The sequence below is a fragment of the Mucilaginibacter sp. cycad4 genome (genome assembly GCF_034263275.1).
Taxonomy (GTDB): Bacteria; Bacteroidota; Bacteroidia; order Sphingobacteriales; family Sphingobacteriaceae; genus Mucilaginibacter.
Map to the genome: position 1 here is coordinate 4,090,745 of NZ_CP139559.1, position 24,340 is coordinate 4,115,084.

Below are 24,340 nucleotides of genomic sequence, written 5' to 3' on the forward strand. Positions count from 1 at the left end.
TGTGTCTCGTCGCGCGACAAGTAACACACCTCCGCCCCTCTCAAGAGGGGAATCGCACCGCCCCTGCTTTGAAAGATAAAGAATATATATGGTCAGAGGTTAAGTGGTCAGGCGCCGGCTTCCTGTAACTGACCTAAACCTTTATTTTTATCGATGATATTGTAAACCGCCTGTACCGACGAGGCCGAACGCAAACCATCGGCAGGTGTGTTCATGGCATAGTCTATCAGTTTATCAACTGTGGTGGTGGCTACATGCATCCGGGTGTCAGAGGATGCGTAATAAACATAAACCGATCCGTTATCATCAGCTATCCAGCCGTTACAAAACACTACATTTGATACATCGCCGATACGCTCCTCGCCTACCGGGGCTAAAAAGTAACCGGCAGGCTGGTAAAGCACTTTGGTAAGATCATGAAGGTCGGTCATGAACATGTACAGTACATAGCGTAAGCCTGCAGCGGTATTGCGTACGCCATGTGCAAGGTGAAGCCAGCCTTTTTTCGTTTTGATTGGTGTCGGGCCCTGGCCATTCTTGGCCTCATAAACAGTATGGTAGTTTTTATTATGAATAATGGTTTCCTGGTCAACAACCGCGTTCTCCATGGTATCGCACAAACCAAACCCTATACCGCCACCGGTACCTGCGCTGATAAAACCATCCTGCGGGCGGGTATACAAGGCATACTTGCCATTAACAAACTCGGGATGTAATACCACGTTACGCTGCTGGGGCGAATTGGTTTTCAGATCGGGCAGGCGCTCCCATTTCACCAGGTCCTTAGTACGCGCAATACCGCAGGCTGCTATCGCCATCGACTGATCATACGACGGAGCTTCCGGATCACGGCGCTCGGTACAAAACAGGCCATAGATCCAGCCGTCTTCATGCTGCGTTAAGCGCATATCGTATACATTGGTATCAGGCTCTTCGGTTTGTGGTAGCTCAACGGGATAATCCCAGAATTTAAAACCATTGATACCATCAATACTCTCGGCTACGGCGAAAAACGATTTACGATCGGCCCCTTCAACGCGGGCTACCATGAGGTATTTACCGTTAAATTTTATGGCGCCGGCGTTAAAAACCGCATTGATACCAAACCGCTCCATTAAATGCGGGTTGGTTTTAGCATCAAGATCATACCGCCATTCAAGAGGGGTGTGGGCCGCAGTGAGCACAGGATATTTAAACCGGCAAAAAATACCGTTGCCTGTTTCCTCAACCTGATTTTGCCAGTTAATTAATTGCGCTTGTTCGGCCTGTAGTTGAATGAGCCTTTGGTTAAATTCCTGCGTCATATAGTTTTTTATCAATAGTCCTTTAATTTATTCCACCATGTTTTTTTCAGTATGGTGATGGTGACCACCAGTATAGCTATGGTAATTATAAGGGATGTTTTTTGTGCCAGTATAAGGTACATGGGCAGTATGGTAAGGCTGCATTGTGTTATGGTGCCGATAACCACATTGAACATATTAAGCTTAAAGTTTTTGTTAGGCACAAATGAGGGATCGCCCTCCATTACAATTGCCTTAACAGGGCCCCAAAAGCCCCATGGCCTCACGGTTGTATAAAACGACCGCAACACGGTCATATCCGTTGGTGCCGTAGCGTACGAACCGATAACAGAACCTGCGAGCGAAATAATGAACAACACCGGAAACCAGTACAACAGCTCGACCGAAGGGATAATTAGCGAGAATATCATAGCTGATAAGATCCCCGAAAGCATGCCGTAAAAAAAGCCATTGGCATTAAAGCGCCACCAATGCCATTTAAGCACGTTACTGGCTATGTAACCACCATAAAGCGCCGATACTATCCATTGCAGCACACTGTTCACATCTTTTACAAAAAAGCCTAAAACCACACCTACGGCTACCACAAAAACCCCTACCAGGTAATTGGCTGTAATTATTTTTTTGGTAGATGCCTTTGGGTTGATGTATTTGAGGTAGATATCATTCACAATGTAAGCCTGCGCCGCATTCATAGTACCGCTAAATGTGCTCATGAAAGCGCCTAACAAACCGGCCAATAGCAAACCCACCAAACCAACCGGCAAAAAGTTGTTGATCACCGCCGGCAGGATCCGTTCAAAATCGATAGCCCCTCTGGCATCTTTCAAATCCATTTGGTGATAAAAAAGCACGCCCAGTATGGTTAAACTCACGATAAGCGAATAGCGGATAGGCAGCAGGATGATATTTACAAAGCCACTCATTTTGCTGGCCTCTTCGGGCGAGCGGGTGGAGAGGATCTTCTGCATATCATAATTAGGTGCAGGCCCGGCAACCGCCGCGAAAAAGCCTTTAAAGGTCATCATCATAAAAAACAGGCCGAACAGCGAATAACCATCTTCTTTGATCTTATTATTTACCTCGTTGATGATCCCCGTCCAGCTCAAACCAAGATTTTTACCAAAGAACGGACTGTACCAGCCATCGGGTACGTTAAGATGGTTTCCATGCAATTTTCCGGCAGCAATAAAACTGATCCATACACAGGCCACCGTCATGATACCGTATTTAATCATATCGCCCAGTACAATACTGTGCATGCCGCCTATAATGGAATAAAACATAGCGAAAAGCGTAAATATGATCCCATATACATGCGGCACATACTGAGGTGCTACATTGAAAGGCACATACGCTTTAACCAAATCCCAGGGGATAAATATTTCAATGAACTTGCCTAAACCAATAAACCCGTAGGCCAAAAAGCCAAAACAACTCAACAGCGCGAAAGCGATAACCACCACATTTGAGCCGGTTACCCCCGGCCCTGCTTTACCAAAACGGGTTGCCAGCCACTCGGCACCTGTTGCAGCGTTTGAGCGGCGCAGCCAGCGCGACAGGTACATCATTAAAAACACCTGGTTAAATACCGGCCAAAGCCAGGGGATCCAGATACTTTTCATGCCATAAACAAAGCACAAGCTCACCATCCACATGGTGCCGCTGATGTCGAACATATCGGAGGCATCGCTTAAACCCAGCTTATACCAGGGTAAAGATTTGCCGCCAAGCATATAGCTTTCCTTGTTTTCGCGGGCCTTTTTACGGTACCATAACCCAATAAAAATGGTGCTCAACAGGTATAAAATTATTATGGCAACATCAAGTAAGTGTAACTTCATCTTGTCTGAATCAGAATTTATAGAATTTTTGAATTAACAGAATTAAAATATTTCAGTACATAAAGGCTGACAGGGATGTGCTTAAGCATTCTGAAAATTCTTAAATTTTGAAAATTCTGATCCTAATTGGCATTACTCAAAAATGAATTTATTATCAGCAATTTTATAATACTTTTTTAACCTTCTATTTAACTTTATCAACAGGCTAATACATTTTTAACCAGCCACAAAGCCAAATAAATACCAGTTAAATAAACACGCGGTTTCCGGTATAGGTTTCCCTGAACTCCTTGGGGATACACATCTTTTTACGTTTAAAGATCCTGTTGAAGTTGGAGATATTATTAAACCCGCATTTATAAGCAATTTCGGCCACGGTAGTTGTGGAGTCAATAAGCATCCTGGAAGCATGGCCAAGCCTGATCTCATTTAAACTATCAATAAAGGTTTTACCCGTGCGCTTTTTGATAAACCTGCTAAATGAGGCTTCGGGCATATTGGCAATTTTAGCTACTTCGGCAAGGGTAATTTGCTTGTTATAGTTAATATTCATGTGCTCAAATACTTTCTCAATGCGGCGGCTGTTGTAATAAAACTTCTCGTTTGTAAAGCTCGGGTCCGACAGCATTTTCATATTGCGGGAAATTGACAGGTCATGAAGGATAGATAAAAGCTCCAATACAGAGTCAAAACCACTCTTTTTATCCAGTTGTACAATCCTGTCCTTAAGTGCATAAATCGTTTCCGGCGAAAAGGAGATCCCTCTCTGCGAACGCTCAAGCATGCTTTTCACAAAACTTAACTGATTGCGCTTCAGAAATTTTTCATCAAACAGGTCCTTATGAAACTGAATAGTAACCTCGGTTATATCCTCGCTCTGGCATTGGTGCGTAAACCAGGCATGGTATAAGTTTGGCCCAATAAGCGCAAGCTCCACTTCTTCAATAACCTCAATATGGCCACCCACTACCCTTTTGGCCCCTTTGGCATTGATAATTAAATTAAGCTCATATTCATCATGATAATGAAGCGGAAAGTCAAATTTCTTTTTAACCCTCGAAAAAATAGTAAAACAATCACTTGGCGTTAGCGGAGTTATCTCTCGCATTACATTACTTGTCATCATAAAATCCCACTAAAAAATTTGCTAATTGATGATACTAATTTAACTTTTTTATACTTACAAAATGTCAATCACACAATTAAATATTAATTTTTTGTTACCCCATCGTTCATTATCACCTTCACGGCAACATCGTCAATTAGGAATGTGCCTGTAGCGTTGGCCATTGCCAAAAGCAATTTAAAGCGTACGGCGCCGGCAGGTATCAAAACCTCTTTTGAAGCCAGCTCCCAGGAATGATCGCCGGTTAGTGTAATTATGTTCAAGCCTTCGCCCGCCTTCTTATCCGCTTTATCTAAAAACTCGACACTGAAAACCGCGCCGTTCCATTCATCTTTGCCTTTTACTACGTTAATAGTTTTAAGCCATGCGCTAAACTCAAGCTTGCCTGCTTTTTTTGGGATGGAAACCAACTGATCGATGCCCAGCCAGGCAGAAGCATCGGCAGAGATAATAGCACAACTGCTTTTACCCGTTTTTACATCCCAGGGGGTAAGTTTGGCCGCACCGGCATTCCAGCCATAGGTATCATCTTCAAATCCGCCATTTTCAACAAGATTTTTTTGTGCCCGGGCATGAAGCATCGAGAGCGCAAAAACTACGGTTAATAATGTTTTGAACATTTTCATATCAACACAAATAAGTAATCAAAAAATACCGCCACCGGCCCATTTTACCGGTTACCGGTGACGGGGTATTTAATATCTATTGTATCAGGCCAACATCATCTAAATAAAACAATGTAGCGGTGCCGCTAAACTCCTGGAAAATAATGGAGTTGATAGTTTTTGGCGCAGTTGCCCCTGTGTTAACAAAAGCAGTTAGCGGGATATTGAAGTTTGTCCACGCTCCTTCTTTCAATACAATTGCTACTGCATTGTTAAAGTTATAATCAAGCACAATGTGGATCACTTTATTATCAGAGCCCTTACCTCCATAAACCGACATCTTAAAGCTTTTTGCAGCAATATTGCCCGGAGCCTGGAAAACATACCCGTCATAACCACCGGCATACTGCACCTTTATTGATGACGTTCCCCTTACCACCGGCGAGGTATTGCCATTATCGGGCGAGTTACTCCAGCCGTAGTTTGACCATCCATTTTTAAAGCCATCTTCATAAATAGCCTGCGAAAACCCAAAAGGATAAAGCCCAAACGTGGCGCTGTTATTATTAGGGATACTCAGGTTGATACCGTTTGATGCAATTGGGCCTTTGGCCGTACCACCACCCAGCGTTGCAGTTGTGGTTATTGAAAGGTCGCCCGGACCTGTTAGGCCGGCCGGTACTTTGGCAACTATTTTGGTTGATGTTTTAGAAACAATTTCGGCGCTGGTTGTACCAATTTTTACGCTGCTTAAGCCATCAAAGGTAGTACCTGTTATGGTGATCAGGTCACCAGCGTTGCCGGCCATGTGATCAACATCCGTAATACCCGGGAACGGCTGCTCAATAACAAAATCGTAGCTTATCTGCCCGTAGCTGGTTACCAGTTTCAGCTTATTGCTTGTTGTTGATCCGCTGAACGGCACCGTTTCAGGAATACTGAAAATAATGCTGTTATCGGTAGCCAGCGCTATGTTGAAATATATCTCGGTATCGTTAATATAAATGTGCTTTGTGGTACCGAGGTTTTTGCCGATGATAGCATACAAGGTATAAATCTTCCCTGAATTTGTGGTCGAGTCGAACGGCATCGGCCTCACTTCCGGATAGGTTATTGACGAATCGAGATTAATAGGGTGATTAATTAATACACTATCATTCTTGGTAAGCGTACGCACCTTGGTTATCACCGGAGCGCCGGTTCCATAATTGTTCTTATCCTTTTTACAGGCATTGAAACCCACCATCACCAATATTGATAAGGTGAACCAAAGACTTAAAGGTTTAAATATCTTTTTCATTTTTCTGATCGGTTTAAATTATTTGAAAACATAAGGAACCGGCGGATCTAATAATTTAGGATCGGTAGCGGTTTCAACCTGTGGAATAGGGAAATTAAAAAAGGCATCTTTAGCCGTTTTTTTATCGCTATATACCTGTGGAGGGGTATCATTGCTGTAAGTACCTCTTTCCTGGTTAGCTATAACAGCCAGGGCTTTAGGGTGCTTAACATTCAGAATGCCCTGCCAGCCATCCATACGCTCCAAATCAAACCAATAATCGCCTTCAATGGCCAGCTCAATACGGCGTTCATGAAACATATCGGTTTTAGTAAAAGACGTTACAGGCGCCAAACCGGCACGGTTACGCACCATGTTGTAATACTTTAAAGCCGAAACATCGGTTGTACTATTATTGGCGCCCAAAATGGCTTCGGCAGCTATAAGCAATACCTCGGCGTAACGCATCATATAAGTACAGTTAGCTGCTGATTGCGCCGCGCCTATACCGCCGTTATCAGCAGGGGTACCAACCACATATTTTTTGATGCCTGCTTTTGTGCCCTGCGAGTTAACATTGGCAGGTACAGTAAAGCCACCACCGGCCTGGTTTATTTCGGGATAAAAATCACCGGCTTTCATAATAGTGCCATGCAAACGGGTATCACCGGGCTCATAGGCATTTTGCAGATCAATTGTGGGGCCTAAAACAGAATAACCATCACCGGTACCAGTAACACCTGCAATAGCAAACGAAGCCTGTTGCGGGTTGCCATGCCCGTAAGCTGCACCACCGGCCCATTGCAAAGCAATCACCGATTCTTCATTGTTGTTATTTACTGTTTTAAACAGGTCATTATAATTTTTACCATCAATAAGGCCCGTGTAGCCATATTTAGCTATTTGATCATTAGTGATGTTACCACGATAAAGCTTAAACTCGCCACTGTTGATCACCTTCTCGGCTTCGGCGCGGGCATTGGTATAATCGTCCATGTACAGGTAAACCTTTGCCAGCAAGGCCGATGCCGAGCCGCTTGAAACATGTCCCTGTGCAATTGAGGCACCGGCCCTGATTTTGGGCGTACAGTTAGCTTCGGCAAATTTCAGATCGTTAATGATAAACTTATAGATATCAGTAACCGGATTGGTATTTACCTGGAAGTTATTTACAAAATCGACACTATTTTCAATAATGGGCACATTGCCCCAGATACGCACAATGTGGAAATAAGCCAAAGCACGCATCAGGTGTGCTTCGCCCAGTGCATTGTTAAGCACCGCCTTATCAACCGATGACGAAGCTTTTACAGGCAGGTTGTTAATTAACGCGTTTGACTGCGCCACAACCGTGAACAGTGAATTCCAGGCATCGGCAATACGGGGGTTAATATCCGTAAGCGAAAAGTTGAACAAACTGATCACATCATCAGAGTAGGTGCGCCCGTTACCGCCGGCCAGTTCTGTTATAGCCCAGCCCGATTTGGCAACCCAGTTAAACCATGGCGAGTTATACAGCGCGTTTGTACTCGCTGTTACCTGGTCATTAGTTTGGTAAAAGTTATCAACCGTGATCGCATCTTCGGGTGGCCGGTTAAAGAAATCTTTTTTGCAGCCGGTTGTTGCAACCAGGCTGACTGCCATAACACACACTAAATATTTTATATATTTTTTCATAATAAATCTCTTTATATCAGTTAAAATTCGGCGTTCAAACCAAAGGTTATTGTTCGTGGCGAAGGGTACCTGCCAAAATCAATATTGGTTAAAAACACATTCTGATTCATGGAACCTATTTCAGGGTCAAGTCCTTTGTATTTGGTAAACGTGTACAGGTTTTGACCGCTTGCGTATACCTTAAGCCTGGTTAGCTTAACTTTATGCAGCCATCCTGGAGGCAGGTTCCAGCCAAGGATCACATTTTGAACGCGCAGGTATGACCCGCTTTCCAAAAACCTGTCGGATGTGAACAGGTTAGGATTATCCAACCCGCCCCTTGGTGCCGGTATTTTGGATGTTGGGTTGGCCGGAGTCCAGTAGTTTGCTGCCGAAGCCAACTGGTTTACGTATAAGCCCGACAAACCTGAAATGGTATAATTAAGCGCGTTCATGATCTTAGCGCCGTACGAACCATTCAGAAAAATATTCAGATCGATAGATTTGTAAGAAAAACTGTTTGTGATACCGTAGGTAAACTTAGGGTTAGGATTACCAAGATAAGTTTGATCTTTTTGATCGATCACCCCATCGTTGTTCAGATCCTTATACCTGATATCGCCATACCATGTACCTGATTTTGCTACCGCGTTACCAAATTGTGGCTTTGAGTTACGTAACTCTGCCTCGGTGGTGAACAATCCATCGGTAACATAACCATAAAACTCACCTACCGAGTGCCCGACTTCGGTACGGGTAATACCTCTTGTTAAAAAGCCGTTGGTAATGTTGCCGGATATAAATGGCGTTCCGTTAGCCAATGACAGCACCTTGTTTTTATAGTGCGAAAAGATGAGCGTGGTATTCCATCTGAAATTAGTGCCGGTTATGTTACGGCTGTTAATGGTAAACTCAAATCCTTTATTACTTAACTTACCACCATTAATATAAGGAGGATTAACACCGCCAAGGTATGAACCGGCTGCGCCTTCGCCAACCAGGAAGGCCGGCAGTGCTGCCTGGAACAGGAATTTTTCGGATGTTTTATTAAAATAATCAAAAGTGGCATCTATCCGGTTGCCAAACAGGGTAAAATCAACTCCTGCATTGCTTTGTATGGCGGTTTCCCAGGTAAGGTTAGGATTGGCTATTTTATCAAGCAAAAACCCCGTGCCAAAGCCTGTAACTGAAGGCTTTAATGCCGAGCCATATAAATAATTGGGGATTCCCTGGTTACCAACCTGTCCATAGCCAAGCCGGATCTTGATATTATCGGCAAATGTTTTTACGCCGGCCATAAACGGCTCTTCAGATAAACGCCATGACAAGGCTACCGAAGGAAAATAACCGGTTTGTTTACCCGACACGAACTTTGATGACTGATCGGAACGGAATGTTGCCGTTAAACTATACCTGTTATTGTAAGTGTAGTTAACACGTGAAATAAACGATTGCAGGGCCTGGCTGCCCAGGTACTCGTCAACACGGGCCGATTTGGCATCGCCCAGGTTAAGTGTTTTCAGATCATTACTGTAAAAGTTCTGCACATAATCGGTAATACCGTTCCACATTGCGTAGTTTAACTCATAACCTAAAGTTGCATTGATAACATGTTTTTGGGCAATGGTACGATTAAAAGACGCCACCTCTTTCCATGTCCAGTAGTGCGAGTTACTCCAGTATTCGGTCAAATTAGCCGTTTTGTTTTCGTAATCACCGTATTTAAAAGTTGGATTAAATTGCAACGCTTTTGACCAGTCAAAACCACCGTTAAGCTCCGAACGAAAGGTAATATCACGGGTGATCCGCAAATCGGCATAAATACTTCCGTTTACATTGCTCCGCACCAGGTTGTTGGTAAGTAAAGAAGCCTGGGCAACAGCATTTGGTGTGCCACTATAGCCATTGGCATTAGGGCCAGTACTTACCGCCCCGGCAAACGAGCCATCTGGGTTTCTTACTGCAATATCGGGGGCACTTAACAGCGCAGTATAAATAATACCGTTATTATCGCTTAAACCACGGTCTTCTTCATTACGGGTACCGCCGATAGACATACCGTACTTTAAGAAGCTTTTTACCTGCGAGTTAACATTCGACCTGATGGAGTAGCGTTTAAAACGGCTTCCGATAATGGTACCATCCTGTTTATAGTAGCCATTTGAAATATAATAGTCGGTACCTTCTTTACCGCCCGATATGGAAAGCTGATGGCTTTGCATGGGAGCAGTTCTGAAAACCTCATCCTGCCAGTTGGTCCCTTTTCCGAGCAAATCGGGGTTAGCAAAATCAGGGCGCCGGGTAACCTGTACGTTATCAGCCAGCTCATTTTGTAATTTAGCATACTGCGGTAGGTTCATCATTTTCAAAAACTTGCCCTGCTGCTGTATACCATAGTAACCATCATACCCTATACGTGCGCTGCCATTTTTACCACGTTTGGTGGTAACTATAATTACACCATTTGATGCCCTTGAACCATAAATGGCCGTGGCCGATGCATCTTTCAATACATCAATTGATTCAATATCGCTCGGGTTGATCAGCGACAAGGGGCTCACCCCAACCTCATCGTTATTACCCAGCGCAACTGACTTGCCGCTTGTACTGCGGTTCAAAGCATCGCCGGATATCGCTACCCCATCAATAACATATAAAGGCTCGTTTGATCCGGATAGTGAAGTGATACCCCTGATATGCACGGAGGTTTGGCTGCCCGGCGCACCAGAGTTTTGAGTTATGGTTACACCCGAAACACGCCCTTGCAGCATTTGGTCAAGGCTGGCCTGTGGCACATTGGCTATATCGGCAGCTTTTACTGATGATATGGCACCGTTAACATCCTGTCTCTTTTGCGACCCGTACCCGATAGCTACCACATTAACATCGGTGAGCGCGGTAGTTGTTGATTTAAGGGTGATAGTGAATGTTGTTTTGTTGCCTATGGCTGCTTCTTGTTTTTCGGCACCTATAAAGGTAAAAACAAGTGTTTTGGCGTTGGCCGGTAAGGTTAGCCTGAATTTACCGTCAACAGCAGTAATAACAGCAGTTTTGCTGTCCTTAACGGCAACTGTAACGCCTGGCAGGGTAACGCCTTTTTCGTCTGAAACCGTTCCCTGCACCACCGTTCCCTGGCTTTGTGCCATCCCCCGGACGCACATAAACATTAAGGAGAACAGGAAGGCTATTCGTAGAATTTTTCCCATAATTGATTGTTAGTTAATATTGATTTATTTAGTTTTTAAGCTCCTGATTATACAGACTGGATAATACCGCTCCTTCCCTTGCCCGATGCATGATCTGCCGGAAATAATTTATCTATCCCCGCGATGACATCTCCGTTTCATCAATTAATATTGACGGATTATCCTGTTAATAAATTGGTTTTGTTATTTATTAGGTTTATACCAACCCTTGCCGCAGCAAATGATTACGTTTAATATTGATTATAACAATGGTAAAATTATATGCAAGAAACAGCCCGGTTGTGGATAAATAGGGGCACAAATGTCAACTACATTTAAATATTTGATTATCAATTAATTAATATATAAAATTGCCATAAAAGTGGTATAAAGATTACAAATGTGTACCCATTAGCATACCGCGTGACTGAATTTTGATGCGATAATAGTATCACCAAAAGTGGTTTATTGGAATATAAAGAGAATGGATTTAGAATGGACAGTATTACATTTCCCAACCATCGTGCCTGCCGCCACTGGTCGAAGTTTAGCGAAAGCGTAACTTCGTCCTAAAATGTGTTAAGCTTTCAGCTTAACTACAATGAAAATTTGATCTTACTTATTTCCACAAACGAGCATTGCAGCCTTCGCAAGCAGGATGCTTGCCTTATTTTAGGACGAAGTTACGCTATCGCTAAACTTCGACCAGTAAAAAACGCAAACGAATTACTACTAAAGCTGGAAGCTTTAGTGATGCCACACCACGGGTTACGCTATCGCTAAACCCGCGGCAGCAAAATCCATTAATCCGAAAAACCCGCTTAATCCAGGTTCAGATCACTCCTGGTTCATGGCTTCCTGATACTTTGAAGGGATGCTGTTAAATTCGGCCTTAAAGGTGCGCACAAAGTATTTCTGGCTCTTGAAACCTATCTTATGGCAGATCTGGGATATGGTAAGATGGCCGGTTTCAAGTAGTTGTGCCGCGCGTTTCAGGCGCATAGAGCGCACAAGCTCGTTAGGTGTTTTACCGGTCATTTGAAGGATCTTTTTATAGAGCGTGTAACGGCTCACAAACATCTCGCTGCTCAACTCTTCGACAGAGAAATTAGGATTGGAGATATTGGCATCAATCAGTATCAGCACCTTTTTGATAAACAATTCCTCCGGCGAATCAACCTGCAATTCGGTAGGTGTAACATCCACCTGCTTTTGGTAGGTTTTACGCATCTTTTCCTGCTGACTAAGGATGTTCTTTATTTTAGAATGCAGGATCCCGAAATTAAAAGGCTTGGTCATGTAATCGGCAGCACCGGTTTCCAGGCCTTTTATCTGCTGCTCCTCCCCTGTTTGGGCAGTAAGCAATATTACCGGGATATGCGATGTACGTGAATCGCCTTTGATTTTACGGCACAGATCGATCCCATTCATTTCGGGCATGCTGATATCGCTTACCACCAGGTTAGGGTGCTGGGCCAAAGCTTTCTGCCAGCCTTTTTTACCATTTTCGGCTTCAATGATATTAAAGGCATCTTTCAGGTTATCTTTAATATAAAACCTGAAGTCCTCGTTGTCTTCCACTAATAATACCGTCGGCTTTTTGATATCGCGGGTTTCTTTAGGCTGATTAGGTTTTATCAAATCGATATCCGCCATATATCCTATGTTATGCTGCAGATGATTTTCTGTATCCGTCAACAGCGTTTCATCAACCTTTTGCAATGGCAATATCACGGTAAAACAACTCCCCTGGTTATGGTCGCTCTCCACAAAGATCTCGCCCTGGTGCAGCTTCACAAACTCCCTGGTAATGGAAAGCCCTATCCCGCTACCCTGGTTTAACATAGAACCGGGAATGTCATGCTGAAAGAAAGGTTCAAAGATCCGCTCCCTTTTATCAGCAGGAATCCCAATACCGGTATCCACCACCCTAATCTCCAGCAGGTAATCATCATCTTCATGGTTGTGTTTCAGGTTAATGAGCACACTTACCTGGCCTCCCTCGTGCGTAAACTTGTAAGCGTTTGAAAGCAGGTTAAACAGGATGCGCTCAATTTTATCATGATCAAAACTGGTAATAAACTCTTCCGCATCAGTATCAAAAACAAACCTGATGTGCTTTTGGTCGGCAATATCAGTGAACGACCATGACAGATCTTTGATAAAAGCAATGATGTTTCCTGATCGTTTATACAATTTAAGCTCCTGGTATTCCATCTTTCTGAAATCCATCAGCTGGTTAACCAAATTCAGCAGGCGTTTGGCATTACGGGTAATCATGGTAAGCTGGCGCCGCGTTTCGGGTTCGCTCACCTGCTTCAGGATCTTATCAACCGGGGCCATGATCAGCGATAGCGGCGTACGGAACTCATGACTTACATTAGTGAAGAATTTGATCTTCATCAAATCAAGCTCATGCATGCGCTGGGCTTCTTCTCGTTCTTTTTCAATAGCAAACTGCACCCTTAGTTTTTTAATACCCTTTTGCCTGAAATAAAACAACCCGCCAATAAAAAGCAATGCATAAACTACGTAGGCCCAGGTGGTTTTCCAGAACGGAGGCAGGATCCTGATGCGCAGGGCTATCTCCTTTCCGTTCCAAAACTCATTATTGGTTGCCCGCACTTTAAAGGTATAATCGCCCGGTTCAAGGTTGTAGGTAGCTTTACGGAGTTTGTTATCAACAGAGATCCAGCCATCATAAAAACCCTCCATGGCATATTGCAGCTTTACCTTATCGGGGTTAAAGAAGGTAGGCGCCGCAAATTCAATCGAGAACACGTTTTGATCATAGTTAAGCACAATTTCCTTAAGCTGCGAAATGGACTCGGGCAATATTACCCTGCCGTTAACCTTTTCGCCTACACCAAGGCTTTTATCAAACAATTGAAAATCGGTAAACAGTAAGGCCGAACTGCTTTTATTAAAATGCAGGGACGATGGCTTAAAAATATTAAACCCGTTGCCCCCGCCAAAAATCAATTCTCCTTCGCGTGTTTTTACCGATGAGTTTTCGGCAAACTCGCGCCCCTGTAAGCCATCGGCCTCGTTATAGTTTATGAAATGGAATTGAGGCTGGGACGTACTCCTGTCTACAATGATATTTGACAGCCCGTTTGGTGTGCTAACCCAAATATTGCGGCTTTCATCTTCCCTGATGTCTATTGTAGTATTATCTGGCAGGCCATCCTGTTTGGTTAGGGCGGTAAATTTTTTAGTATCCGGGTTGAAAATATTAAGCCCTTCGCGTGTACTGATCCAAATTAATCCCCGGCTATCCTCCAAAATGTTATTGGTATTATTATTTACCAGGCTATTAGGGTCTTTATCATCATGCAGGTAATGGATAAACTTATTATCCTTCCGCATCAATACGTCAACACCGTAGGCCGTTACTACCCATATGTTTTTACGCTTGTCTTCAAGCAAGGCGCTTATATAATTTGAATGGATAGTATTTTTGCTGATGTCGCCGTCAAATTTATAGCTTGCCACTACCTGCCGGTTTTTATCCAGCTTATTTAAACCGGCCGATAAGGTACCAACCCAAAGGTTCTGGTCACTGTCTTCCATGATTGAACAAACCCTGTCTTCAGAAATGCTGTTTACCTCACCATCTTTATGCTTGTAATGCTTAAATGTTTTGCCGTCGTAACAATCCAAACCGCCATAATAGGTGCCTATCCATAGCTTTTGCTCATGATCAATAAACAGGTAAACCACCACATTATTGGTGAGGCTGTTTTTATCATTGGCATTGTGCAGGTATTGCTTAAAGCTGCCGGCTTTACGGTTCCAGTAAATAAGCCCTCCGCCGTTTGTACCTATCCATATATTGCCCTGCTTATCTTCGGTAAAAGTATTTACATCGCTAAAAGGCAGACTGTTTGCATCGCTGAGATGGTGCGTATATCCCGCAAATTTGATAATACTTGGGTGATAATAGCTAAGCCCTTTTTTGTATGTCCCGCACCATACAATGCCCGAGTAATCACTGTAAACACAGGTCACGCTGTTTTGCCCAACGGTTTTATTATCATCCTCGCGGTTAAGCAGGTAACTGAATTTAAAATTCTGCTTATCAAGCAGGTTTATGCCGCCATGATCCGTTGCTATCCACATCCTGTTTTGATCATCCTGCACCAGGTCTGATACAACATCGGTATTCAGCCCGGTACCGGCCGGCCCTTTTCCGATATGTTTAAAAATGCCTTTTTGCATGTTGAGGTAAAACACACCTGATGAGTAGCTGGGTACAAACACCCAGATATCGTCCTGCCTGTCGATATATATTTTATACGACGAGCTTAGGCCGAAAGGCAGTTCACCCAGCACTTTACGATAATTTACTTTGTAAGTAACCGGGTCAAGTCGTTCCAAAACCCCGGTACTGGACACCAGCCAAATCCCTTTTTTTGAATCGACAGAAAGATCGGTAACCATATTGGAGAAAATGGAACTGCTATCATTATCCTTGTGTATCAGATTGGTAAGCCGGGTTGTTTTAGGATCGTATTTATATATGCCCTGATTTTTGTTGCGGTGCAAAAACCAAAAATTACCCAACCTGTCATTCTTAATAGCAGCTATGTAGGGGTCATATAGCTTTATCCTGTACAGGAAATCTTTATAATTGCGGGTAAATTTTTCGGTGGCAGGATCATAAATATTAAATCCCATCCGGGTTTCAATCCACAGCTTATTTTCCGGCCCGGGGGTTATACTAACAATATAATCATCATCTAAAGTGGTAGTATCATTACTGGCATGTTTAAAAGTTTTGATCTTGTAACCATCATACTTGTTAAGCCCTGATAGCGTACCAAACCACATAAAGCCTTTATTATCTTTATATACGCAGTTTACCTGGTTATGTGATAATCCGCTGTTAATATCAAGCCTTGAAAACTGAAATGGGTTTGATTGCGCACTTAAAAATGCCGGCAAATACAGCATAATAAGGCAACATATCAAAATTTTACACTTCATTAACTATATTTTAGGGGCTGTGTTACGCTATATAAATTTTAACTTTTAGGTTTGCAGACAAATCGGTTTAAACATTTAACCGAAATGGTCAAAGGTTTATTTTAGCTGTAATTTAATCTGCCATTAACACTGTATTTGATAATTTGCCCGCTTATTACCGGTGCGGATTTTGGCCGGTGTTTTGCTACAGCACTTATAATTGGTTATTATCAAATGTACTTTTAATGCAGAGGTAAGATATAATACTTTTTTGACATTATTTAGTTTTAAATTAACAAATTTAGCATCCAATCAGTCGTATAAAGCGTTGATATGTAATACTTTTATTTCATTTTATTAATTGAGTAAAATATTTTTAAACTATTTCAAAAAGCAGGCTAAAAAGGATCTTAGTGAAATAAACGATTACAGCAAACAAACCCCGGCGCATTTTGTAGAAGTAACCGTACATAATACAAGTACCTATTGAATGGACAATACGCAAAGCATACCAAAGCATCCCAAAAGGCTCGCCAAGTTTAAACAAAGCCTGAGCGACTTTTTTTTGACGCTTTATAAGATAAACCAGTTTATCCTCCGTTTTTTTAAAGAGGCCTTTGTACCGCCTTTTGAACTTAAGGAAGTTATACGCCAGTGTTATGAAGTAGGCGTACGTTCATTTACACTGATATCAGTTACCGGTTTTATTGTGGGGGTGATATTTACCAAGCAATCAAGGCCGTCATTATCGCAGTTTGGTGCCGAATCATGGCTGCCTTCGCTGGTATCCATAGCTATTATGCGCGCACTGGCCCCATTGGTTACCGCACTGATAGCCTCAGGAAAAGTAGGCTCAAGTATTGGCGCCGAACTGGGCTCCATGCGTGTTACCGAACAGATAGATGCTATGGAGGTATCAGGTACCAAACCATTTAAATACCTGGTATGCACCCGCGTACTGGCTACCACGCTTACTATTCCTATTTTATCAACCTATACAGGCTTTGTGGCCTTGTTTGGCGGTTATTTGAACGTTACTCAAAACGAAGGCACTACCTGGACAACCTTTATACAGGAAGTTTTTGAGCCATTAACCTTTACCGATTTTGTGGCATCGCTCATCAAATCAATTGTATTTGGTTTTACCATTGGTATTGTTGGTTGTTACCAGGGCTACAATTCAAATAAAGGGACCGAAGGCGTGGGTAAAGCTGCAAACGGCGCAGTAATTACCGCCATGTTCCTGGTATTTATTGAAGAAGTTATTATTGTACAGATAACCGGCTGGTTCCGCTAATTTATGGAGATATGAAAAAGGCAACAGTACAGGCAGATCATAATAACCCGGTTATCAGCATCAGGGGCTTAAAAAAGGCTTTCCAGGATTATGCTGTGCTCCGCGGTATCGATCTTGACCTTTACCAGGGCGAGAACCTTGTTGTACTCGGGCGTTCGGGTACGGGTAAATCGGTACTGATCAAGATCATATCGGGCCTGCTTAAACCCGATGAGGGCATGGTAAAAGTATTTGACCAGGATATCGCTCACATTACTGAAGATGAATTGCAGAAATTACGCATCCGTATAGGCTTTTCATTTCAGAACAGCGCATTGTACGATAGTATGACCGTGCGCAAAAACCTGGAGTTCCCATTGGTGCGCAACAAACGTAACCTAACCCGCGGAGAGATCAACACTGCGGTTGAAACCGTGCTTGACGCAGTTGGTCTTTCACAAACCATTAACCAGATGCCATCTGAGCTTTCTGGTGGACAGCGCAAGCGTATCGGCATTGCCCGCACGCTGATCCTGAACCCCGAGGTTATGCTGTATGATGAACCTACAGCCGGCCTCGACCCGATCACCTGTATCGAGATCAATGACCTGATTAATGAAGTACAGCAGCGCTATAATACATCATCCATCATCATAACGCACGACCTTACCTGCGCCAAACAAACCGGCGACAGGATTGCTATGCTCTTAGACGGACAGTTTCAGCGCACCGGCACTTTCGAAGAGGTATTTAATACCAACGACAGCCGGGTGAAACCTTTTTACGATTACAATTTTATTGAATAACAACACTTAGATAAGATATACCATTATCATGGATCCAGCGGAAAAAAGAAAATCGATCATAGTAGGCATATTCCTGGCACTTGGCCTGGTATTATTTATATTGGGGGTATTTACTCTGGGCGGTCAGCAAAAAGCCTTTGTTAAAAATATAAAGCTTAGCGCGGTATTTACCGATGTTGCCGGTTTAAAGAAAGGCAACGCCATTTGGTTTTCGGGTGTAAAGGTGGGGACTATCAGCAATATCAAATTCATTGGCCCATCAGAGGTTCAGGTGTACATGAATGTTGATGAAGCTGCCCAGCAGTACATCCGCCGCAATGCGAAGGCCAAAATCGGGTCGGACGGGTTAATAGGCAATAAGCTTATCGTAATAGAAGGTGGTACCGCACAAGCCCCGGTAGTAGATGATGGGGATGTTCTGCAATCAGAAAAAATGCTTTCGACGGACGATATGCTTAAAACCCTGCAGGACAATAACCAAAACCTGCTGGCTATTACTAACGATTTTAAATCATTAAGTCACAACATACTGCAGGGCAAAGGTACCGTGGGTGCTTTATTAGCCGATAGCACCATGGCCATACAACTGCGCGGCGCTATGCGTAACCTGCAGACTACCACTCAAAGTGCCGCATTAATGGCGGTTCAGCTCAATCAGTTTACCCGTAAAATGAATACCAAAGGTGGCCTTGCCGATAAAATGCTTACCGATACGGCAACCTTTGCCCAAATTAAACAGGCGGTAGGCCAATTGCAGCAAACGGCTGCCAACGCGTCAACACTCACTAACAACCTTACCAAAGCAAGTAACAAGCTCAACACTACAGACAATGCCCTGGGCGTATTATTAAACGACCCCAAAGCGGCAGTGCAAACACAATCGGCTATTAACAACCTCCAGGCAGCATCTATCAAATTAAATGATGATCTGGAAGCTGTTCAGCATAACTTTTTCCTGAGAGGATTTTTCAAGAAGAAAGAAAAAGCTAAGGCTGATAGTTTGAAGGGGAAGCAGTAGCCCCCTCTAAATCTCCTCCGCCGGCTGGCGGAGAGACCTGTAAACTACAAGTTCTTTTCAAGTCCCTCTCCCCCGGAGAGGGATTTAGGGTGAGGCTGCTAAAAAATGCGTTCCGTATCTCACCCCGGAACGCAATCTCGACAACATCTCATTGATATCGATCAACTAAACCAGGTTAAATCTCAGCCTGTATTTTATTATACACGCATATCGTGCCATTGTTTTAAATAATTAACAATCAAATACTTATACAATTACTTACTTTTTTAGGTGTCTGATTGTGTACATATGATGTCCTCTTTCGTATCAGATAATTTTATTTACACCCGGTATTTTTACCAGGATAAATGATAAAAGAAAACTGCATGCTACGGCCAGCGGACCGACAATTAACAATTTATAGCCCGGATCAATTGGCCAATTTATTGCTATTACCGAAAGCGAGATCAGCACCAGCGGGTGGAAAATATACACCCCAAATGCAGCCCGCGACATACTTTTCCCAATTGTTGATTGCCTTGTCAACCTGTGTCTGGCAATAATCAGTAAGGCTGCCATGATAAAAATACCCGTAAACTGCTCCCAGCATGCATACATTAACGATTGCCAACGCCCTTGTCCGCTAAAAGTTTCGATATCACTATGCGTACTTTCCTTTACGAGGAACATTACCGGAAATACAACCAATATCATAAAAACTGCCAGCCAGGCAAAAAGCCGACCAGTTTTGAGCTCAAAACCGTTAAGCCAATTGCTTCGCGATGCCAATATCCCCATCCCAAACATGGCGATGTATTGCAGAAAATGCCCTAACTGAAAACCAACCGGCTTAAGCACCCATCCCACCGGGAAAACTATCCGTACGATGTAGGAGGCCATCCCCAACCCTGCGGCAAATAATATAATACCCCAAGCCGACGGTGCTTTTCCCGACTGTGGCGCTTTTGTTTTACTTGTTAAACTTATCAGCACAAAAACCAAACTGAATAATAACAATGCAGCCACAAACCAAAGCACTCCAAAATCTATCCATCCGTCAAAACCGCCCAGGTATTGGAGGTAGGTAATTTGATGCCCTTTCGCAAAACGGTAAACGATATAACTTAAAGCCGGCGACAGGATAAATGAATAAAACAACAATGGGATCCCCAAACGCTTTAACCTATCGGCGACAAAACGTGCCGCACCTTTCTTTTGCAATGACGGTGCTGTAAAATAGGCCGAAATAAAAAAGAAGAAGCCCATAAAAAACGACTGGTTTACAGCTACGAATATGGTCATGGGGATAACCGCACCCCCGTGAGTAGTTTTATCGGTAAAATACCAGCCGCCAGGTGCTCCGTAAGTGATAAAAGCATGGTGCAATACCACCAAAATCGTGAGCGCAATTTTTAAATTATCAATATAAAGCAGTTTTGATGGAGCTGAATATTTAACATCATTTTCAGCGGGGGGAGTATCTGTTAATTGCATAGGCAGGTTTATGTATTTTTATAAATAAGACATCGCAAATATTTCGATGTTGCAGCCGAAGGTACTTTAAAAAATTATTAACGTAACTACCTGGCTACACCCTGACGTGAAAAATCACAGTCACTCTTCACATTTCGGCACAAATCATTCATTAACTTAAAATATAATTTTTATATATTTGATTGAATACTGAACTTGTACTATTCCTTAATTGACTCCTAATTTGAACCCGCAGTTACAAACGTCTGCACACTTGAGCCAAAGCAAGTTGGCAGTTATACAAAACCTGTATAACAACTACGCTGCAACGCTTTTGGGCTATATTTTTGAGGTGGTGCAAAACCAGTTGGTAGCTGAGCAGTATCTTATTGCTGTTTTTAACGATGTACCTAACGAAACAGAAGAGCTTTCAAAAGCGGGTGTAAACGTGCTTTGCCGCCTGCAGATAATGGCACGCCAAAAACTGGCCGTTTTTTTTGAAACACCTGGTAATGATACCGGCAGGAAAACAGAAAAAATTATGCCGTGGTTAAATAATAAACACGTTGCCCTGATGACGCCATTACAGCAACAGGTTTTTTGCGGCATTTATTACCAATGTAAAACAACATCGCATATTGCAACAGAACTGAACAAAACAGAAGAGGAAATAAGGAAAACATTAAAGGAGTGCTTTACCATTATCAGGAACGGGAGGAACGATGAAAAAATACATTGATAGCGGTATCCTTGAAGTTTTTGTAATGGGTGCAGCTACCGACGAGGAAGTAAAGGAGCTGATGTACATGAAGGCTAAATACCCGGAAGTGGACGAGGCTTTAAAGCAACTGGAAACAGACATGGAAAAGCTTGCAGGTGAAATGGCTATTTCACCGCCTCCGGATATGTGGGAAAAGATAGAAGGTGAGATAGACGGGCTCATCCGCCGGGAAAATCCGGCACAACCGGTTAAATTCCGCACTTCAGGTGATGGCCACAAGTATAAAAAAACATCTCCCGAAGATCAGTTCATCCCGATTGAATCGGAATCAAACCATATGCGCCTGCATAAATCATGGCGCTGGGTATTTGCCGCCGTGTTTGTATTAGGGAAGATCTTTTTAGGCTTCGCGATATATTTTTACCTCGAAAACCGCCAAACCAATCAACAATTGCAGGAGTTAAAGACCGAGATAAGGGAATTGAGGAAAAAGTGATTAGAGGTTGGAGATCGGAGATTAGGTCTTTTGTTCGTTTAAAATATTTGAGGCATCCATCAGGATGCCTTTTTTGTTGTTTATTAAATCTTTGGCCCCTAACTTTAACTTATGGAAAACGACTATTTAACCAGCGTAAAAAAGCAGTTTGCTTATTACAAATCCCTTGGCGAAAAAACGTTTGAACAGCTTACCGACCAGCAATTACATTGGCAATATAACCCCGAATCAAACAGTGTAGTTATGATTGTGAACCACATGGCAGGCAACATGATTTCCAGGTGGACTGATATTTTTACTACCGATGGTGAAAAACCCACCCGTAACCGGGAAGCTGAATTTACCCCTTTTACCCCTACCCGCCAAACAATTACAGAAACCTGGGAGCAGGGATGGAAGTGCCTTTTTGATACGCTTGATAAACTAACTGCCGATGACCTTGACAAGATCATCTATATCCGCAACCAGGGCCATACCGTTATGGAAGCCATTAACCGGCAGCTGGCCCATTATCCCTATCACGTTGGCCAGATCGTTTTTTTAGGCAAGATGCTTTGCAATGAAAACTGGCATTCATTATCTATCCCCAGGGGGCAATCTGAAAATTACAATGCTGATAAGTTTGCCAAAGAGAAACGGAAAGCGCATTTTACGGATGAGGAATAATCCGACCCTTCAGAATTAACCAAACTTACTTATGACTCCAGAAGAATTTGTTAAAATATTCCATACTAATAAGCAAGATCAATTTGCCAATTACTTGAATAACCAAGACACCTACGTCTCAAGCCTTATAAACCAGCTCGACCCGGATGAAAAAGGAATCACCATACTTCGGGAAATTATAGATACAGTCCTCACCGATACATATTACACTTTTTTATTAGGTATTGACGGAGCAGCAAATATTGGCGGCGTTCAACAACTGTATAAGCTTTTCGATCAGAACAAGAACGAATTAACCGGCTCGGGACAAATTGAGGGATTTGCATATGAGTATTTTCACGGGGACAAAAGTTAAAATACAAATTAGTTTTCCAGGGAAATCGATCCCAACGTTTCAAGCCCTGAAATTCCAATTTTAAAAATTTTTTTCGAATAAATTTTTGCAACCGTTTAATTGCATTTATATTTGCAATTAAACGGTTGCAAAAAAGATTTTATGAGAAGAGATGTATTTCAGGCCATTGCCGATCCTACCCGCAGGGCTATTATCAGTCTGCTGGCTTTGCAGGCCATGACACCCAATGCCATTGCCGAACATTTTCAAAGCAGCAGGCAAGCTGTATCCAAACATATCCAGATCCTGAGCGAATGCCAGCTGGTTAGCCAGAAACAAACCGGCCGCGAAATTTATTATCATTTTAACGCTCAAAAAATGAAAGAAGTGGATGTTTGGATGGACCAGTTCCGCGCCTTGTGGGAAACCCGTTTTAGCCAGTTAGATAACGTATTACAAAACCTAAAAAACAAACAGTCATGACAAACAACGAAGCCGTATTTACCAAAGACCTACAAAACAAAAAGCTTAATGTGATAAGAACTTTTGACGCGCCACTCAATTTAGTATGGCAGGCATGGACCGAAAGCGAGATCCTTGACCAGTGGTGGGCACCAAAACCATATCGCGCCGAAACCAAAACCATGGATTTCAGGGAGGGCGGTTACTGGCTGTACCAGATGGTTGGCCCGGAGCATACTGAACATCCCACATGGTGCAAGGAAGAGTACAAAACAATTGTAGTTCCGCAAAAAATTGCCAATGCGGTTTCCTTTTGTGATGAAAATGCTGTAACAAATACAAATTTCCCCGTCATGAACTGGGAGAAGAACTTTACCGGCGAGGGCGAGCATACTACCGTTAATATCGATATATATTTTGATAAACTGGAAGACATGCAAACCATTGTTGGCATGGGCTTCCAGGAAGGCTTCAATGCCGGCTTAAGCAACCTCGATCATTACCTGAGTACCGCTTTCAAGATCAGGAAAGACCTGAAGCCCAACAACGCGGCAAGGGTTACCACTTACTTAAATTTCCCGGGCAATACCGAAGAAGCTTTCAACTTTTATAAGGATGTTTTTAAAGGCGAGTTTACCGGTAAAAAACTTACACGTTTTGAAGACATAGAATTGCCTGCCGAAATGCCACCAATGAGCAAGGCAGATAAAAAGCTGATCATCCATGCCGAGCTCACCATTATGGGAGGCCACGTGCTGATGGCTACCGATGCGCCGGAAAGCATGGGTTTCAAATTACTAACTGGTAACAATATGCACATTAACGTTGAGCCCGAAAGCCGTGAAGAAACTGAACGTTTATTCAATGAACTTTCGGCCGGAGGTAAGGTGAGTATGCCCTTGAGCGATATGTTTTTTGGAGCCTATTTCGCAGAGCTTACTGATAAGTATGGAATTAACTGGATGCTGAATTATCAGAATGTCTGAACCAGGATTTGGGGGGATTTTTTGGATTAATAGGATTTAATTTACGGATTTAACCTTGCGCTCGTTTGCAACGAGCACTTAACGTGACTTAGCGATTGCATCGCGACTCGCATTACAAATGCTAAACCATATTAAACACCCATCACAGATGAGCGC

The 24,340-nt window shown here is 43.0% G+C and carries 19 protein-coding genes; 10 read left to right on the forward strand and 9 right to left on the reverse strand.

Annotated features, from left to right (window positions below; genetic code table 11):
* Positions 1–107 precede the first annotated feature (107 nt).
* The 8 genes from SNE26_RS16395 to SNE26_RS16430 all read right to left on the reverse strand — a co-directional run bounded on the left by SNE26_RS16395 (position 108) and on the right by SNE26_RS16430 (position 15,988).
* Positions 108–1,304, reverse strand: coding sequence for a glycosidase (locus SNE26_RS16395; protein WP_321555012.1), 1,197 nt, complete (start codon positions 1,302–1,304; stop codon positions 108–110).
* An 11-nt stretch (positions 1,305–1,315) separates the two neighbouring features.
* Complete coding sequence (locus tag SNE26_RS16400; protein ID WP_321555013.1) at positions 1,316–3,148, reverse strand: sodium:solute symporter family protein; 1,833 nt, start codon at positions 3,146–3,148, stop codon at positions 1,316–1,318.
* Between the two features lie 247 nt (positions 3,149–3,395).
* Positions 3,396–4,256 carry an AraC family transcriptional regulator gene (locus SNE26_RS16405; protein WP_321555014.1) on the reverse strand — a complete coding sequence of 287 codons (861 nt, stop codon included), beginning with the start codon at positions 4,254–4,256 and terminating at the stop codon, positions 3,396–3,398.
* A gap of 101 nt (positions 4,257–4,357) precedes the next feature.
* A complete protein-coding gene (locus SNE26_RS16410) occupies positions 4,358–4,900 on the reverse strand; it encodes a hypothetical protein (RefSeq protein WP_321555015.1) in 543 nt (180 codons plus the stop codon).
* 76 nt (positions 4,901–4,976) lie between these two features.
* A complete protein-coding gene (locus SNE26_RS16415) occupies positions 4,977–6,179 on the reverse strand; it encodes an IPT/TIG domain-containing protein (RefSeq protein WP_321555016.1) in 1,203 nt (400 codons plus the stop codon).
* Positions 6,180–6,197: 18 nt separating this feature from the next.
* Positions 6,198–7,835 carry a RagB/SusD family nutrient uptake outer membrane protein gene (locus SNE26_RS16420; RefSeq protein WP_321555017.1) on the reverse strand — a complete coding sequence of 546 codons (1,638 nt, stop codon included), beginning with the start codon at positions 7,833–7,835 and terminating at the stop codon, positions 6,198–6,200.
* 20 nt (positions 7,836–7,855) lie between these two features.
* The gene (locus tag SNE26_RS16425) at positions 7,856–11,020 is read right to left on the reverse strand and encodes a TonB-dependent receptor (protein WP_321555018.1); all 3,165 of its coding nucleotides are present in this window, start codon (positions 11,018–11,020) and stop codon (positions 7,856–7,858) included.
* Positions 11,021–11,836: 816 nt separating this feature from the next.
* Positions 11,837–15,988 (reverse strand): two-component regulator propeller domain-containing protein, encoded by a 4,152-nt coding sequence (locus SNE26_RS16430; RefSeq protein ID WP_321555019.1) that lies wholly within the window; start codon positions 15,986–15,988, stop codon positions 11,837–11,839.
* Between the two features lie 340 nt (positions 15,989–16,328).
* Here SNE26_RS16430 and SNE26_RS16435 point away from each other — a divergent pair, with 340 nt between their 5' ends.
* Genes SNE26_RS16435 through SNE26_RS16450 form a run of 4 tightly spaced genes read left to right on the forward strand, consistent with a single transcriptional unit; the run spans position 16,329 to position 19,067 of the window.
* Positions 16,329–16,457 (forward strand): hypothetical protein, encoded by a 129-nt coding sequence (locus SNE26_RS16435; protein WP_321555020.1) that lies wholly within the window; start codon positions 16,329–16,331, stop codon positions 16,455–16,457.
* The gene (locus SNE26_RS16440) at positions 16,458–17,264 is read left to right on the forward strand and encodes an ABC transporter permease (protein ID WP_321555021.1); all 807 of its coding nucleotides are present in this window, start codon (positions 16,458–16,460) and stop codon (positions 17,262–17,264) included.
* Between the two features lie 11 nt (positions 17,265–17,275).
* A complete protein-coding gene (locus SNE26_RS16445) occupies positions 17,276–18,049 on the forward strand; it encodes an ATP-binding cassette domain-containing protein (protein ID WP_321555022.1) in 774 nt (257 codons plus the stop codon).
* Between the two features lie 28 nt (positions 18,050–18,077).
* Entirely contained in the window at positions 18,078–19,067 is a 990-nt protein-coding gene (locus tag SNE26_RS16450) for an MlaD family protein (RefSeq protein ID WP_321555023.1), read from the forward strand.
* A gap of 306 nt (positions 19,068–19,373) precedes the next feature.
* Here SNE26_RS16450 and SNE26_RS16455 read toward each other — a convergent pair whose 3' ends face one another.
* Entirely contained in the window at positions 19,374–20,540 is a 1,167-nt protein-coding gene (locus tag SNE26_RS16455) for an acyltransferase (RefSeq protein WP_321555024.1), read from the reverse strand.
* Between the two features lie 253 nt (positions 20,541–20,793).
* On the opposite strand from SNE26_RS16455, the gene SNE26_RS16460 reads away from it, so the two are divergent.
* The 6 genes from SNE26_RS16460 to SNE26_RS16485 all read left to right on the forward strand — a co-directional run bounded on the left by SNE26_RS16460 (position 20,794) and on the right by SNE26_RS16485 (position 24,184).
* Entirely contained in the window at positions 20,794–21,258 is a 465-nt protein-coding gene (locus SNE26_RS16460) for a hypothetical protein (protein ID WP_321555025.1), read from the forward strand.
* Positions 21,242–21,736 carry a hypothetical protein gene (locus tag SNE26_RS16465; protein WP_321555026.1) on the forward strand — a complete coding sequence of 165 codons (495 nt, stop codon included), beginning with the start codon at positions 21,242–21,244 and terminating at the stop codon, positions 21,734–21,736. The genes SNE26_RS16460 and SNE26_RS16465 overlap by 17 nt, the downstream gene beginning before the upstream one ends.
* 111 nt (positions 21,737–21,847) lie before the next feature.
* Positions 21,848–22,402 (forward strand): DUF1572 family protein, encoded by a 555-nt coding sequence (locus SNE26_RS16470; RefSeq protein ID WP_321555027.1) that lies wholly within the window; start codon positions 21,848–21,850, stop codon positions 22,400–22,402.
* 31 nt (positions 22,403–22,433) lie between these two features.
* A complete protein-coding gene (locus SNE26_RS16475; RefSeq protein ID WP_321555028.1) occupies positions 22,434–22,757 on the forward strand; it encodes a hypothetical protein in 324 nt (107 codons plus the stop codon).
* A gap of 141 nt (positions 22,758–22,898) precedes the next feature.
* Positions 22,899–23,219 carry a helix-turn-helix transcriptional regulator gene (locus tag SNE26_RS16480; protein WP_091217982.1) on the forward strand — a complete coding sequence of 107 codons (321 nt, stop codon included), beginning with the start codon at positions 22,899–22,901 and terminating at the stop codon, positions 23,217–23,219.
* Complete coding sequence (locus tag SNE26_RS16485) at positions 23,216–24,184, forward strand: SRPBCC domain-containing protein (protein WP_321555029.1); 969 nt, start codon at positions 23,216–23,218, stop codon at positions 24,182–24,184. The genes SNE26_RS16480 and SNE26_RS16485 overlap by 4 nt, the downstream gene beginning before the upstream one ends.
* Positions 24,185–24,340: the final 156 nt, after the last annotated feature.